The sequence below is a fragment of the Mesorhizobium sp. B2-5-3 genome (genome assembly GCF_006441005.1).
Classification (GTDB): domain Bacteria; phylum Pseudomonadota; class Alphaproteobacteria; order Rhizobiales; family Rhizobiaceae; genus Mesorhizobium.
In genome coordinates, this window is record NZ_VFUS01000001.1 from 232,962 (window position 1) to 248,536 (window position 15,575).

Annotated in this window: 14 protein-coding genes; 2 read left to right on the plus strand and 12 right to left on the minus strand. The window is 64.0% G+C overall.

Translation table 11 applies throughout. The annotated features are described in order from the left end of the window. Positions 1-93: 93 nt before the first annotated feature. From FJ867_RS01235 to FJ867_RS01275, 9 genes are all read right to left on the minus strand, one after another. Entirely contained in the window at positions 94-1,212 is a 1,119-nt protein-coding gene (locus FJ867_RS01235) for a branched-chain amino acid ABC transporter substrate-binding protein (protein ID WP_140493083.1), read from the minus strand. A 137-nt stretch (positions 1,213-1,349) separates the two neighbouring features. Next, positions 1,350-1,697 carry a DUF6867 family protein gene (locus tag FJ867_RS01240; RefSeq protein WP_140493080.1) on the minus strand — a complete coding sequence of 116 codons (348 nt, stop codon included), beginning with the start codon at positions 1,695-1,697 and terminating at the stop codon, positions 1,350-1,352. A gap of 17 nt (positions 1,698-1,714) precedes the next feature. Beyond that, positions 1,715-2,443, minus strand: a complete 729-nt coding sequence (locus FJ867_RS01245; RefSeq protein WP_140493077.1) for an ABC transporter ATP-binding protein — start codon at positions 2,441-2,443, stop codon at positions 1,715-1,717. Then, positions 2,443-3,945: an ATP-binding cassette domain-containing protein gene (locus FJ867_RS01250; RefSeq protein WP_140580111.1), complete on the minus strand. Its 1,503-nt coding sequence runs from the start codon at positions 3,943-3,945 to the stop codon at positions 2,443-2,445. Before FJ867_RS01250 ends, FJ867_RS01245 begins: the two co-directional genes overlap by 1 nt. Further along, a complete protein-coding gene (livM, locus tag FJ867_RS01255; protein ID WP_140493070.1) occupies positions 3,945-5,543 on the minus strand; it encodes a high-affinity branched-chain amino acid ABC transporter permease LivM in 1,599 nt (532 codons plus the stop codon). Before livM ends, FJ867_RS01250 begins: the two co-directional genes overlap by 1 nt. Positions 5,544-5,547: 4 nt before the next feature. Further along, the gene (locus FJ867_RS01260; RefSeq protein ID WP_140493067.1) at positions 5,548-6,450 is read right to left on the minus strand and encodes a branched-chain amino acid ABC transporter permease LivH; all 903 of its coding nucleotides are present in this window, start codon (positions 6,448-6,450) and stop codon (positions 5,548-5,550) included. Between the two features lie 334 nt (positions 6,451-6,784). Then, entirely contained in the window at positions 6,785-7,786 is a 1,002-nt protein-coding gene (locus tag FJ867_RS01265; protein WP_140816302.1) for a 4-hydroxyproline epimerase, read from the minus strand. A gap of 16 nt (positions 7,787-7,802) precedes the next feature. Next, entirely contained in the window at positions 7,803-9,116 is a 1,314-nt protein-coding gene (locus FJ867_RS01270; protein ID WP_246675014.1) for an FAD-binding oxidoreductase, read from the minus strand. A 27-nt stretch (positions 9,117-9,143) separates the two neighbouring features. Then, a complete protein-coding gene (locus tag FJ867_RS01275; RefSeq protein ID WP_140517527.1) occupies positions 9,144-10,037 on the minus strand; it encodes a dihydrodipicolinate synthase family protein in 894 nt (297 codons plus the stop codon). A 110-nt stretch (positions 10,038-10,147) separates the two neighbouring features. Between FJ867_RS01275 and FJ867_RS01280 the strand changes: the two genes are divergently transcribed. Further along, positions 10,148-10,798, plus strand: coding sequence for a GntR family transcriptional regulator (locus FJ867_RS01280; protein ID WP_224655912.1), 651 nt, complete (start codon positions 10,148-10,150; stop codon positions 10,796-10,798). Between the two features lie 85 nt (positions 10,799-10,883). On the opposite strand, the gene FJ867_RS01285 is transcribed toward FJ867_RS01280, so the two are convergent. Together FJ867_RS01285 and FJ867_RS01290 are read right to left on the minus strand one after the other, a co-directional pair. After that, a complete protein-coding gene (locus tag FJ867_RS01285; RefSeq protein WP_140517526.1) occupies positions 10,884-11,183 on the minus strand; it encodes a hypothetical protein in 300 nt (99 codons plus the stop codon). A 242-nt stretch (positions 11,184-11,425) separates the two neighbouring features. Further along, complete coding sequence (locus FJ867_RS01290) at positions 11,426-12,922, minus strand: CoA-acylating methylmalonate-semialdehyde dehydrogenase (protein ID WP_140517525.1); 1,497 nt, start codon at positions 12,920-12,922, stop codon at positions 11,426-11,428. A 222-nt stretch (positions 12,923-13,144) separates the two neighbouring features. Between FJ867_RS01290 and FJ867_RS01295 the strand changes: the two genes are divergently transcribed. Further along, a complete protein-coding gene (locus FJ867_RS01295; protein WP_140580113.1) occupies positions 13,145-14,026 on the plus strand; it encodes a LysR family transcriptional regulator in 882 nt (293 codons plus the stop codon). Between the two features lie 224 nt (positions 14,027-14,250). On the opposite strand, the gene FJ867_RS01300 is transcribed toward FJ867_RS01295, so the two are convergent. Further along, the gene (locus tag FJ867_RS01300; protein ID WP_140517523.1) at positions 14,251-15,507 is read right to left on the minus strand and encodes a D-amino acid dehydrogenase; all 1,257 of its coding nucleotides are present in this window, start codon (positions 15,505-15,507) and stop codon (positions 14,251-14,253) included. Positions 15,508-15,575: the final 68 nt, after the last annotated feature.

Genomic DNA, 15,575 nt, shown 5'->3' on the forward strand with positions numbered 1-15,575 from the left:
TCTCGCCCGCCAATAAACGCGCGATCGCTGCTTCCGTAAAGAAAATGCCCGGCGCGAGGCGCCGGGCATTCCGTGAAGTCAATGCGGACAGGCTTACATCTTCTGGACGTAGGTGTACTTGCCGTCGTCGCCCTTCTTCCACTCGTACATGACGTAGCCGGGCAGCGTCGGGTCACCCTTGGCGTCGTAGGAGAGGTCGCCGAGCACGGTCTTGAACGGACCCTTCTCATGCAGCGCCTTGGCAACTTCCTGCGGGTCGTTGGACTTGGCAGAGGTGGCTGCCTCGGCGATCGCCTGCATGGCTGCGTAGGCGTAGAGCGTATAGGCCTCCGGCTCGAAGCCCTGCGCGCGGAACTTCTCGACCAGTTCCTTGTTGGCCGGGATCAGGCGAGGGTCCGGGCCGAACGTGTTGAGTGTGCCCGCGACCGCGTCGCCAGCGATCGAAGCCAGTTCGTTCGACACGATGCCGTCGCCGGAAACCAGCGTCGCCTTGAGGCCCTGGTCGGCCGCCTGGCGGATGATCAGGCCGGCTTCAGTGTGCAGGCCGCCCCAGTAGATGATGGAGACGCCGGCTTCCTTCATCTTGGCGATCAGCGCCGAGAAGTCCTTGTCGCCGACATTGACGCCTTCATACATGACTTCCTTCACGCCCTTGGCGTTCATAGCCTTCTTGGTCTCGTCGGCAAGGCCCTGGCCGTAGGTGGTCTTGTCGTGCACGACGGCGATCTTGGCGTCCTTGAAATTAGCCGCCAGATAACCGCCGGCGATGCCGCCCTGCTGGTCATCGCGTCCGCAGGTGCGGAACACGTTCCACAGGCCGCGCTCGGTGAACTGGGGGTTGGTCGCGGCAGGCGTGATCTCGACGATGCCGTTTTCCGCGTAGACTTCCGACGCCGGAATGGAGACGCCCGAGTTGAAGTGGCCGACCACGAACTTGACGCCGTCGCCGACGAACTTGTTGGCGACCGAGATGCCTTGCTTCGGATCGGAGACGTCGTCGCCGACTTCGAGCTTGATCTGCTCGCCGTTGATGCCGCCCGCCGCATTGATGTCGGCGACCGCCTGCTCCGCGCCCTTCTGCAACTGTGCGCCGAAGGCGGCATTCGGACCCGTGATCGGGCCAGCAACGCCGACCATTAGATCAGCCCACGCATTGCCGCTGAACGCGATCAGCGCGGTCAGGGCGACGGCGGACAAAAGTGATTTTTTCATTTAAACGCTCCCATTAACGGAGTGGGCGTGGATGAAGCTTTCATGCGATGCCCACCCTTATCGCAGAAAGCATAGTTTGCCGATTTTCAGGCACTTGTCACGCCGATTCATCCCCGAAACGGCGTTAATGATGAACGTCAACCTTTCGGTTTCCAGCTCAAGATTGAAGCTCTTTCGTAGAGCCAATTATACTGTGTCACCATCTGGTTGGTTCGTGTGTATTGATAGCCGACGAAGCCGAGGATCATCAGTACGATGGTGTCGACGACATAGTAATGCAGCGAGAACATCGTGCCGTTGAACAGCGCGTGATGGATGAAGCGGATGCCGATGCCGAGACCCAGCAGATAGGCGAACAGCTGGACGAAGCTGCGCCAGGTCTGGGCACTGGCCTTGCCGGTCATCCATGCCGCCCAGCCGCCGAGCAGGCAGGTGACGAAGAAGAACTGCCAGATGGACGGTTCCTCGTAGAGAATGCCTTGCATGGTAAGGACTCCTGAACTCAGTGATGGCCGCCTTCGAGATAGGCGGCGCGCACTTCCGGATTGGCGAGCAGTTCCTTGCCGGTGCCGCTCATGGTCACATTGCCGTTGACCATGACATAGCCGCGCGTCGCCAGCTTCAGCGCGCCGAAGGCGTTCTGCTCAACCAGGAACACGGTCAGCCCCTGCGTGCGGTTCAGCTCGCGAATGGCATCGAAGATCTGTTTGACGATCAGCGGCGCAAGACCGAGCGACGGCTCGTCGAGCAGAAGCAGCTTCGGCCGCGCCATCAGCGCGCGCCCGATCGACAGCATCTGCTGCTCGCCGCCCGACAGCGTGCCGCCGCGCTGGGCGATGCGCTCCTTCAGGCGCGGGAACAGCGCGAACACCTTCTCGACGTCCTCGTCATAGTGCTTGAGGTTGTCGAGGCTGGCGCCCATCTGCAGATTTTCCATCACCGTCATGCGCGGGAAGATGCGCCGGCCTTCCGGCGACTGGGCAATGCGCAAGCGCGCGATCTCGTGCGTTGGCAATTGGGTGATGTCGGCGCCGGCGAAGGTGATGGTGCCCGCGCGGGCGCGCGGCGCTCCAAAAATGGTCATCATCAGCGTCGATTTGCCGGCGCCGTTGGCGCCGATCAGCGCCACGATCTCGCCCTCGTTGACGGTGACGTCGACGCCGTTCAGCGCACGGATGTTGCCGTAATAGGTCTGCACGCCCTTGATATCGAGCAGCGTCTTCCCGGCCATCACTTGCCCCCTCCGCGCTTGGCCCGAACGGGCTTGCCCGCTCCTGTCGCGGGCTTTGCTGCCTGCTTACCGGAAGCATGGCTCGTCGCCACCTTGCCGGCGTCGACGCGGCGCGAGAATTCCGTGTCCTTGCCCTGGCTAAGCAGCCTGGCCTGCTTGACCCATTCTTCGCGGGCGATGCGTCCGTCAAAGGCGAGATACGCTTCGACGGCCTCGACATCGGCCTTCTTCCAAGCGCCGATCTGGTCGAAGTGGAAGATGCCGTGTTCGTTGAGCTTCTTCTCGTTGACCGCGCCGATCCCCTTGATGCGGGTGAGATTGTCGGCCTTGCCGCCGCGGGGCGCCGCCAGGCGGTTCGAGATGCCCGCGGCCTTCGCGGCCGGCGTCTTGGCCCCTGTCTTGACGCTCGCCTTGGTGGCCGGCTTCGCCACCGGCTTGGTCCGCGAAGCAGGTGCTGGCGCGACAGCCTTGGCCGCAACGCTCGCCGCCCGCGCATCGACCTGCGCCGCCTTCGAGGCGCCCTTCGACACCGTGATGCGCTCGCCTTCGCTGTGGCCGACCGTGTCGCTCACCGGGCCGGCGAGATAGGACGACGATGTTCCCGGACCATGCGCGGCATCGGGACCGGTATCGAGTTGCTCGATGACGTCCTCGTCGCCGACTTCGGTCAGCACGGTCTCGACCTCCTCATCGTCGACGCCGAGATAGGCCGCGATGACGCGCGGATCGGTGCGCACCGACTGCGGATTGCCGTCGGAGATCTTGCGGCCGTATTCCAGCACCACGACGTGATCGGAGATCTGCATGACCACCGACATGTCGTGCTCGATCAGCAGGATCGAGGTGCCGGTGTTGTTCTTGATGTCCATCAGCAGGTCGTTGAGCGCGGCCGATTCCTTTGGATTGAGACCGGCGGCGGGCTCGTCGAGGCACAAAAGCTCCGGGCCGGTGCACATGGCGCGCGCGATCTCGAGGCGCCGCTGCGCGCCATAGGGCAGGTCGCCGGCCGGATCGTCGGCGCGGTCGACCAGATCGGCTTTCTCAAGCCAGTGCTTGGCAAGTTCGACGGATTCGGCCGAGGCCTTGCGGTAACCGCTGAAGCCGAACAGGCCGAGCACCGTATAGCCCGAAGCCTTCATCAGCTTGTTGTGCTGGGCAACGAGCAGGTTCTCGAGCACCGTCATGCCCGAGAACAGGCGGATGTTCTGGAAGGTGCGCGCCACCTTGGCGCGCGCCGGGATCTCATGGTTGGGCAGCCGTTCGAGCAGGTAGATCGAGCCGTCCTGCCGGGTGAGAGTGATCATGCCTTCCGACGGCTTGTAGAAGCCGGTGATGCAGTTGAACACGGTGGTCTTGCCGGCGCCGTTGGGCCCGATCAGCGCGGTGATCTCGCCGCGCCTGGCGGTGAAGGACAGGTCGCCGATCGCGACCAGGCCGCCGAACTTCATCGACAGGTGTTCGACGTTCAGGATGGCGTCGTTCATGGAGGGGTTCGCGTTCATCAGCCGTGACCCTCCTTGGTGAAGGAACTTGAGACAGCCCTTCGCACCTTGAGGAAGGCGGTCGGCTCACGGCTGCCGACAAAGCCGCGCGGCTTCCACAGCATGACGATCACCATGGCCATGCCGAACAGCAGCATACGGTAGAGTTCCGGCGTGAAGTCGGGTCCGAAGACCTGCTTGAGGAAGTCGAGTTCGCGCAGCACCTCGGTGCCGCCGATCATGACCAGAGCCGCGACGGCAATGCCGACCAGTGATCCCATGCCGCCAAGCACGACGATGGCCAGGATGATGGCCGATTCCAGGAAGACGAAGGATTCGGGGCTGACGAAGCCTTGCCGGGCGGCGAAGAACGAGCCGGCAAAACCGCCGAACATGGCGCCGGTGGCAAAGGCGGTCAGCTTGGTGGTCGTGGTGTTGATGCCGAGTGAGCGGCAGGCGATCTCGTCCTCGCGTAAGGCTTCCCAGGCGCGGCCGACCGGCATGCGCCTCAGCCTGACCGTGACGAAGGCGGTGAGCAGCGCCAGCCCCAGGATGAGGTAATAGAGGAAGATCTTGTAATAGGCGCTCGATGTGGCGATGTTCAGCACCTTGCCGATGTAGTTCGGATCCGAGACGTTGAAGCTCATCAGGCCGAAGAAGGTGACCTTCGGGATGCCGGAAATGCCGGCCGAGCCATTGGTCACCTCGCGCCAGTTGATGATCACCAGCCGGATGATCTCGCCGAAGGCAAGCGTCACGATGGCCAGGTAGTCGCCGCGCAGGCGCAGCACCGGAAAGCCGAGCAGCACGCCCCAGAAGGCGGCCATGGCGCCTGCGGCCGGCAGGAGGATCCAGAAGGAGAGGCCGTAATGCGTGCCGAGCAGCGCATAGGCATAGGCGCCGACGGCATAGAAGGCGACATAGCCGAGGTCGAGCAGGCCGGCCAGACCGACGACGATGTTCAGCCCCCAGGCCAGCATGACATAGATCAGGATCTGGATGCCGAAATTATCGACCCATTTCAGCGACCCTTGCAGCCCGCCGACGAGCGACCACGACATCAGCGACAGCATGCCCACGACAATGATCGGATAGAGCACCAGTGCGGCGATGCCGAGTTTTGTGAAGTTGGCATGGATGAAGCCGCGGAAATAGTAGATCACGCAGGCCAGCGCGTAGATGACCGCAAGGGCGCGCAGGAATTGCAGATAGCCGGCCGGCTCCGCCCCTACCCAGCCGGCGAGAGACCTGCTGAAGACGAACAGCAGCGCCGCGACGATGACGGCCACGATGAAGGCTGGAAAGAGGAAGAAGCGCGACGCCACGCTGGCCGGCAGCAAGCCGGTGGCGACGTCGGCGATCTTCTGGTTGGCCAAAAAGGGCTGGCCGTAGGCGACATAGAGGAAGCGTCCGACGGCCGTGGCGATGACCACTGCGGCGAGCAACCCCCAGCGCTGCACCAGGATCAGCTCGTTTGAGATGTTCTGGTCGGTCTTGAGCCCGATGAACAGCACGAACAGGCCGAGCGCGATGGCACCGGCATAGAAGGCCTCGCGCAAGGCGCGCTGCATGGGCGTGGCTGCGACGGTGTCGCGCTCGGGAGATACGGTGACGGCCATGATCTCAGACCTTTTCGACTTCTGGCCGGCCGAGAATGCCGGAAGGCAGGAAGATCAGCACGATGGCCAGGATCGAGAAGGCGGCGACATCCTTGTAGTCGATCGAGAAATAGGCCGACCACATGCTCTCGATGAAGCCGATCAAAAGACCGCCCAGCACCGCGCCCGGCAACGAACCGATGCCGCCCAGCACCGCTGCGGTGAATGCCTTCACGCCGGGCACGAAGCCGTCCGAGAAGGCGATGACGCCGTAATACATCAGGAACAGCGTGCCGGCGACGGCGGCAAGTGCCGCGCCCATGATGAAGGTGATCGAGATGGTGCGGTCGACATCGATGCCGAGCAGCGCCGCCATCTTGCGGTCCTGCTCGCAGGCGCGCTGCGCCCGGCCAAGCGAGGTCTTGTTGACCAGGTACCAGAACAACACCAAGAGCAACGCGGTGACGACGACGATGATGATCTGCTTCAGCGACACGCTGATGCCTTCGATGTTGTAGACCTTCGACACCATCGGCGGGATCGGCTTGTTGCGCGGGCCTTGCGTCACCTGCACGAAATTGGACAGCGCGATCGACATGCCGATGGCGGTGATCAGCGGCGCCAGCCGGAACGAGCCGCGCAGCGGCCGGTAGGCCACCTTCTCGATCGTCCAGTTGTAGAGGCTGGTCAGCAGCATCGCCACGATCATCATCACCAACAGCGCGATGACCACGGGAACCGAATAGAACAGGGCACCCAGGATGAGGAAAACGATCAGCGCCGTGAAAGCGCCCACCATGAAGATATCGCCATGAGCAAAGTTGATCATGCCGATAATGCCGTAGACCATCGTGTAGCCGATCGCGATCAGCCCATAGATCGATCCCAGCGTCAGCCCATTGATAAGCTGCTGGACAAAATACTGCATGTGTACATGGCTCCCCTGGAATGTCGCCCATGCAGACGCATTCCTTTTCGTATTTCCCCTAGTCGTAAAGTTTCGAGACGGGATTGCAACGTCATTTTTTGATCGTCATGCGTGTTTCCGACTGCACGCCGTTCGATTGCCCGTTTTTTCGCATCCGCCCCTGGACTATCGCGGACCCTATCATTGGCATAACGCAATGTCTTTGACGATTAAGCGTCATCATGCGCTCTATTTCGAAGAAATCGCCGTCAAAATAAGTTGATGAGACGATTTGTTGCGCTCGTGACAGCAATCCTTTTTGTCCTTCCCGACCTTCCGCAGCGTGATGAATCGCCTATTTGACGACGAAGCCGTGCGCGAACGGATCGCGGTCATCGATGAAGATCGTGTTGAGCCCGGTCATGCGCGCCCAGCCGCCGATCGAGGGAATGATCGCCGGCTTGCCTGCGACCGTGACGTCGTTTTCAACCTTGCCCTTGAACAGCGAGCCGATGATCGATTCATGGACGAACGCATCGCCGGCCTTGAGCTTGCCCTTGGCATGGAGCTGCGCCATGCGCGCCGAGGTGCCCGTGCCGCACGGTGAGCGGTCGATCGCCTTGTCGCCGTAGAAGACCGCGTTGCGCGCGTCCGCACCCGCCACCGTCGGCTCGCCGGTCCACAGCATGTGCGACAGCCGGTTGATGCCCGGATTCTCCGGATGCACGAAAGAGTATTTCTCGTTGAGCCGCTGCCGCACCACCGGGCTCCAGGCGATGAGGTCGCCCGCCGAATGGTCTGCCATGTCGCGATAGTTTTTCTGCGGCTCGACGATGGCGTAGAAATTGCCGCCATAGGCGACGTCGACGACGATCTCGCCGAGCACGGGGCATTCGACCGTCAACCCCTCGGCATGGAGGAAGGAGGGCACGTTGGTGATGCGCACCTCCTCGACATATTCGCCGACCTGTTTGTATTCGGCGATGACCAGGCCGGCCGGTGTGTCGAGCCTGAGCACGCCGGGCGTCTTCGGCTTGATCAGCCCGTGCTCGATGGCCATCGTCACCGTGCCGATGGTGCCGTGGCCGCACATTGGCAGGCAGCCCGAGGTCTCGATGAACAGGATGGCGATGTCGCAATCCTCGCGCGTCGGCGGGTAGAGGATCGAGCCGGACATGACATCGTGGCCGCGCGGCTCGAACATCAGGCCGGTGCGGATCCAGTCATATTCGGCCAGGAAATGCGCGCGCCGCTCCATCATCGTCGAACCCTGGAGCAGCGGGCCGCCGCCGGCGACCAGTCGCACCGGGTTGCCGCAGGTGTGGCCGTCGATGCAGAAGAAGGATTTCCTGGCCATGACGCTCCTCGAAAAATCAAAACCGTTGTGGACTGAAGGGGGCCACGTCGATCGGCGGAGTCTGCCCCAGGACAAGCTCGCGGATCAACCGTCCCGTCGCAGCAGCCTGGGTCAGGCCAAGATGGCCGTGGCCGAAAGCGTAGACCACCGGCCGGCTTCCCGATGCGCGGCCGACGACAGGCAATGAATCCGGCAGCGAGGGACGAAACCCCATCCATTCGCGTCCGCCCGAAGGATCGAGGCCCGGCAGGAAGTCTTGCGCCTTGCGCAGCAGCGCCTTCGAGCGCGCGTAGTTGGGCGGCCGCTCGATGCCGCCGAGCTCAACCGCGCCGCCGATGCGCAGGCCCGTGTCGAGCGGCGTGATCACGAAGCCTTGGCCGGAGAAGATCAGCATCCGCTTCACGTCGAAGGCGGCCTTTGGCAACGTCGTGTTGTAGCCGCGCTCGGTTTCGAGCGGAATGCGGTCGCCGAGCTGCCGCGCCAGCAGATGCGACCAAGCGCCGGCGGTGACGACCAGGTGCCGGGCTTGCCGCGTCGTGCCGTCGGCCAGGGTCAACGTCGCGCCGTTCCCGTCCGCGGCGACGCCGGCGATGCGGGCCTTCCCGAACCGCGCGCCCTTGGATTGCGCATAGTCCCAGATCGCCTTGCCGAGCAGTTTTGGATCGGCGATTGTCTTCCAGCCCGGCACGAACGTGCCTTTGCCGAAGCGCGGCGACAGGCCGGGCTGCAGCTCCGCCAGCTCCTCGCCGCCGACATGGCGGAAGCCGATGCCGAAGCGCTGGCGCGCCGCCCAGCCGGACAGCGAGGCCTGGAATTCGGCCTCGCTTTCGTAGAGTTCGAGCGAGCCATCCTCGCGCAGCATCCGCCTCGTGCCGGAGCGGTCGAGCAGGCCCATCCATTCGGCCTCGGCGAGCGCCATCATTGCGGCCTGCGCCACCAGGCCAGCCTCGTAGTGCTTCGCCGAGCCGGCACGCCAGAAGCGGATCAGCCAGGGCAGCAGCTTCGGCAGGTAGGCGGGCGGGATGGCGAGTGGGCCGAGCGGATCGGCCAGCCATTTCGGCAATTGCCGGAGCATGCCCTTGTGCGCCAGTGGCAGCACGTCGGAAAAGGCGAAGGCGGCGGCATTGCCGGAGCTCGTCTCCTCGCAGATGCCGGTGCGGTCGTAGACCGTGACGTTTCGCCCCGCCTCGGCAAGAAACGCCGCCGCGCAGATGCCGATGATGCCGCCGCCGACGATGGCGATATCTATTTCTTCTCCCTGTTCACGGGGAGAAGACGCCCGCAGGGCGGGGCGCCGCCGCGCTTCCATCGATTTGGAACTTCCTGTCACCTGGGCGCCGCCTCTCGGAAGAAAGCCTCAGAACGCCGGTAGTGTCGGCCGCACCGCCAGTGCGTCCTTGACGATCTTCTCGACCGCCTTGCGGCGCTCGCCCGACAGCGGCTGGCGCGGCATGCGGACGCGGTCGTTGGTTTGAATGGCGAACACCTCGGCAAGCTTGATGTTCTGCACCAGATAGGTCGAGACGTCGAGATCAAGCAGCGGCCGGAACCAGCGATAGATGGCGAGCGCCTCTTCGCGGCGGCCCCGCTGCATCAGCTGGTAGATCGCCACCGTCTCGCGCGGGAAGGCGGTGACGAGACCGGCCACCCAGCCGATGGCGCCCACCGACAGCGCCTCGAAAGCGAGATTGTCGACGCCGGTAAACAGGTCGTAGCGGCTGCCCAGGCGATTGATGATCTCGGTCGAGCGCCTGATGTCGTCGGAGGATTCCTTGATGGCGACGAAGCGCTCGTCCGACGCCAGCTCCTCCATCTGGTCGACGGTGACATCCACGCGGTAGGCGAGCCGGTTGGAATAGATCATGACCGGCAAGTCGCCGGCCTCCGCGACGGCGCGCAGCGCCGCCACCGTCTCTTCCGCATTGGTATGGTAGATCGGGCTGGGCACCACCATCAGGCCGTTGGCGCCTTCCTTGGCGGCGCGGCGGGCGATGCTGGCGGCCTCGCGTGTCCCGGCCTCGTTCACCGTCAGCAGCACCGGTTTCTTGCCAGCCACCTTCTGCGCGGTTTTCAGCACTTCAATCTTTTCGTCATGGGACAGCATCGGCCCTTCGCCGAGCGATCCGCAGACGATGATGCCGTCGCAGCCGGCCTCCATCTGCAAGCCGAAGCAGCGCTCCATCTCGGCATGGTCGAGGCGGTCGTCCGTGGTGAATTTAGTCGTGACGGCTGGGAAAACTCCGGTCCACATGGTCATCGCTCCTCTGATATATCAGCCGTATATCTATTAAGAAAGCCGCTGTCAACACGGATTCTCCTATGATATATGCAAAATATATCAGGAGACCGCCTTTGATATCCATGCAGAGGAGCGCTGCGTTCGAGCCAGCTGCGACCAAGGCCTACCGCATGCTCGAGCATATGATTGTCACGCTCGAACTGGCGCCGGCGAGTTTCGTCACTGAAGGCGGCCTGATCGAGAAGCTGGCGCTCGGCCGTACGCCGGTGCGCGAGGCGATCCAGAGGCTGGCCTGGGAAGGACTGCTCGACGTGCGGCCGCGCGCAGGCATCGCCATCGCGCCGCTGCACCCCGGCGACTGGCTGCGCGTCCTCGACGCGCGCCGCGGCGTCGAGGTGGTGCTGGCCCGCTCCGCGGCGCGCTTCGTCACCCGCGACGCAGCCGACCTCTTCCACGATGCCGCGCTTGCCATGCAGAAGGCTGTCATCTCCGGCAACGTGCTTGCCTTCATCCAGGCCGACAAGACGCTGGACGAGGCGCTGGCGCGGGCTGCCGACAACCCGTTCGCGGCCAGGCTGGCTGCCCCGCTGCAGACCCACAGCCGCCGCTTCTGGTTCCGCTACAAGGCCGATACCGGCCTGGCGGAATCGGCCGAGCATCACGTCGCGCTGATCCGCTCGATTGTCCACGGTGACGAGGAAGCCGCCGCGAAGGATGCCAAGCGGCTGATGGCATTGCTGCGCGCCCATGCCGAGGCGGCCGCCACACGTTGAAGCATACCGCCAGACACCGACCCCGGTTCAGGACAGTGCATGCCCAAGCCTACGCGTCGCCTGAACCGCTTAGACGCGATGCGCCTCAGGCTCCTGGCAAGGCCGCCTTGATCGTCGGGCTGTCCCAGCCCTCGCCCACGGACAGGATGCAACTCTGGCCCTTGGTGTCGGAGGCGAGGACGGTCCAACTGCCCTGTTCGGAAACGAATACCTCAAGCACCACGTTGGGATTGATCAGGCCACGCCCGGCCTCGCTTTCGTGGAAATTCTCGCCGAGCGCCTTGACGATGTCGGCGCGTGCCGCACATTGCCCGGCTGCATTCGCCGGCCCTATCGATAGCGCCGCCGCGGCGCATAGCAGCATGGACATAAGACGTTGTGCCATCGGACACCTCCTTGCGCCCGACGATGCGATGCTAACGGTCAGCCGTCGGCGCTCTGGTTGCCTGCCATGCCTCCTCCAGGGCAGGATCGTAGCTCTAAGTCCTGGCGCCCTCGCCGGTTCCATCACATTAGCGTTTGCAAAATAAACGGCCCGAGCCAGGGGACTCGGGCCGTAGATTTTTGGGTGGTCCTGCCGGCCCGCGCGGCCGCAGCCGAAGGACGCGCAAGCGGACAAGCGTCCGGCTAGTTCATCGTCGGGATGACGAACTCGGCCCCGTCCTTGATGCCGGACGGCCAGCGCGAGGTGACCGTCTTGGTCTTGGTGTAGAAGCGGAACGCGTCCGGACCGTGCTGGTTGAGATCGCCGAAGGACGACGCCTTCCAGCCACCGAACGTGTAGTAGGCGATCGGCACCGGGATCGGCACGTTGACGCCGACCATGCCGACCTGCACCCTGGAAGCAAAGTCTCGCGCGGCGTCGCCGTCGCGCGTGTAGATGGCGACGCCATTGCCCATCTCGTGGTCATTGGCGAGCTTGATGGCGTTCTCGTAGGTCGGCGCGCGCACCACCGACAGCACCGGCCCGAAGATCTCTTCCTTGTAGATGCGCATGTCCGACGTGACGTTGTCGAACAGGCAGCCGCCCATATAGTAGCCGTTCTCGTAGCCCTGCATCTTGAAGCCGCGACCGTCGACGACCAGCTTGGCGCCTTCCTTGACGCCGATATCGACATAGCCCTTCACCCGCTCCAGCGCCTGAGCGGTGACCAGCGGGCCAAAATCGGCGGCGGAATCCGTCGAGGGGCCGACCTTCAGGCTTTCGACGCGCGGCACCAGTTTTTCCATCAGCCGGTTGGCGGTGTCGTTGCCGACAGGGACCGCCACCGAGATCGCCATGCAGCGCTCGCCGGCCGATCCGTAGCCCGCGCCGATCAGTGCATCGACGGTCTGGTCCATGTCGGCGTCGGGCATGATGATCATGTGGTTCTTAGCGCCGCCGAAGCACTGCACGCGTTTTCCCGACGCAGTGCCGCGCGAATAGATGTAATGAGCGATCGGCGTCGAGCCGACGAAGCCGATAGCCTTGATATCGGGGTCGTCAAGGATGGCGTCGACGACTTCCTTGTCGCCGTTGACGACGTTGAGGATACCGGCAGGCAGGCCCGCCTCGATGAACAGCTCGGCGATGCGGATCGGCACGCCCGGGTCGCGCTCGGAAGGCTTCAGGATGAAGGCGTTGCCGCAGGCGATCGCAGGCGCGATCTTCCACAGCGGGATCATCGCCGGAAAGTTGAACGGCGTGATGCCGGCGACGACGCCGAGCGGCTGGCGCATCGAATAGACGTCGATGCCGGGGCCGGCACCGTCGGTGAATTCGCCCTTCATCATGTGCGGCGCGCCGATGCAGACCTCGACCACTTCGAGGCCGCGCTGGATGTCGCCCCTGGCATCGGCGATCGTCTTGCCGTGCTCGCGCGCCAGGATGTCGGCCAGTTCGTCATAGTCGCGGGCGACCAGTTCAAGGAACTTCATAAGGACGCGCACACGGCGCTGCGGGTTGGTCGCGGCCCATTTCGGCTGCGCCGCCTTGGCGTTCTCGACCGCCGCGCGCAGTTCCGCCTGCGAGGCCAGCGCCACCGTGCCGCGCACAGAGCCGTCCATCGGCTGCATCACGTCCTGCTTGCGACCGCTGGTGCCGGCGACACGCTTGCCGCCGATGAAATGACCGTATTCGATCATGATGTCTCTCCCTGGGTTTGTGATGGTGCATTGTCCGCCTTTGGCACGCCGATGGCAACGCGAGGGAGAACGCAACCGTTGTGCGGAAAATAGACACCGGTTGACGGGAGAGCATCAATTCTCGCAAATGGGAAGGATCACGAAGACGACGCCCAAGGATTGGCAGGTTGAATTCCTTCACCACAGAACGCGACATTGAAAATTGTCATCCGGACCATCCCCATGAACTGGGATGACGTCCGCATCTTTCTCGCCGTGGCGCGCGCCGGGCAAATCCTTGGCGCGGCGAGGCGGCTCGAACTCAACCACGCCACCGTCTCGCGCCGCATCGCCGCACTTGAAGACGCGCTGCGCACGAAACTCTTTCGCCGGCTGACCACCGGCAGCGAGCTGACGCCCGCCGGCGAGCGCCTCCTCGACATTGCCGAGCGCATGGAGGGCGACATGATCGCCGCCCGCTCGACAATATCGGGCGAAGGCGACGACGTTTCGGGCACGGTGCGGATCGGCGCGCCGGACGGATTTGGCGTCGCGTTCCTCGCCCGGCGCCTCGGCGCACTGACCGCGCTGCACCGTGAATTGACGATTCAGCTCGTACCGGTGCCGCGCTCCTTCTCCCTGTCTCGCCGCGAGGCCGACATTGCCATCACCGTCGAGCGCCCGACCGAGGGCCGGCTGGTAGCGGGCAAGCTGGTCGACTACTCGCTCGGCCTGTTTGCCTCACGTGCCTATGCTGAAGCCCACGGCCTGCCCCAGACCGCTGCCGAGCTGGGACGGCACACATTGATCGGCTATGTGCCGGACCTCATCGTCAGCCCATCGCTCGACTACGCCGCCGAATTCAGCGCGGACTGGCGCACCAGCTTCGCCATTTCCTCCGCGCTCGGGCAGGCCGAAGCGGTGCGGTCGGGCGCCGGCATCGGCATCCTGCACACTTTCGTCGCCCGCTCGATGCCGGAACTGGTGGCCGTCGACGTGGTGGCGCCCATCCGCCGTGCCTACTGGCTGGTCTATCACGAATCGGTCAGGCCGCTGCGCCGCGTCCAGATCGTTGCCTCCTTCATCACAAAGGCGGTGGAGCGGGAGAGAAATCTTTTCGTCTGACGCATGTCGGCCATCGCAGCTTCTTCCACGACACCGAGAACGGCATGATGGTGCTCGACCCCGCCTTCTTCGCCAGATGACGAGTATCTCCCCCATTCCAATCGGTCGCCACCGAAGTGACCATCCGGTGGGCTTACCGGCTCCTGTTCGACGAGGGCTGGGTGAAACAGGCGTTCTGACGCGATATCCCCCGGCCGCGCCCGCCGATGGCGAGCGGGCGGCGTCTATTTCAGATAGCGCTCCTGCGCCAGCGCGCGGGCGTCGATATCGGGCACTTTGTTCGAGATGATGTCGGCCAGCACCTTGGCCGAGCCGCAAGCCATGGTCCAGCCGAGCGTTCCATGGCCGGTGTTGAGGTAGAGATTGGAAAGCTCCGTGCGCCCAATCAGCGGCGGCCCGTCCGGCGTCATCGGCCGCAGGCCGCACCAGAACGTCGCCTCCCGCATGGCGCCGGCTCCCGGGAACAGGTCGCCGACCGAGTGTTCGAGCGTGCGCCGTCGCGATTCGTGCAGCCGGAGGTCGAACCCGGAAATCTCGGCCGTGCCGCCGACGCGGATGCGGTCGCCGAGCCTCGTGATCGCGACCTTGTAGGTTTCGTCCATCACCGTCGACACCGGCGCGGCGGCGGCATCCTTGATCGGCACCGTGATCGAATAGCCCTTGACCGGATAGACCGGGATCGGCCGCTTCATCCGGCGCATGAAGTCCGACGAATAACTGCCCAGCGCCATCACATAGGCGTCGGCGGTCAGCCAGCCCTTGCTCGTGCTCATATTGTTGACGCGGTTGCGGCTGCGGATGACGCGCCATATCGTCGTGTCGTATTCGAACTTGACCCCGCGTGCCACGCAAAGCTCGGCCAGCCTGTCGGTGAACATCTTGCAGTCACCGGTCTCGTCGCCCGGCAGCCTCAGGCCGCCGACGAATTTTTCGCGCACTGCGGCCAGAGCCGGTTCCGCCGCGATGCAGCCGTCCTGGTCGAGGACTTCGTAGGGCACGCCATATCTCTTCAGCACCTCGACATCGCCTGATGTGCCGTCGAGCTGCTTTTGCGTGCGAAACAGCTGCAGCGTGCCCTGCGTCCGCTCGTCATAGGCTATGCCGGTTGCCTCGCGCAGCGCCTTCAGCGTGTCGCGGCTGTATTCGGCCAGCGGCACCATGCGCGATTTGTTGACCGCGTAGCGTTCGGCGGTGCAGTTGCGCAGCATTTTGACCAGCCACGTCCACATATGTGGATCGAAGGCCGGCCGCACCACCAGCGGACCATGCTTCATCAGCAGCCATTTGATCGCCTTGAGGGGGATACCGGGCCCGGCCCAAGGCGAGGCATAGCCGGGCGAAATCTCGCCGGCATTGGCGAAGCTGGTTTCCAGTCCCGGCCCTTTCTGGCGGTCGATCACGGTCACCTCGTGGCCAGCCTCGGCGAGATAATAGGCCGTGGTCACCCCGATCACGCCACTGCCCAGCACCATGATTTTCATTCATTCACTCCTTGCCGCGCCGAGCGTCCTCAGGACGCCCGTGGACGCGGCCGTATTTTTGATTTGCG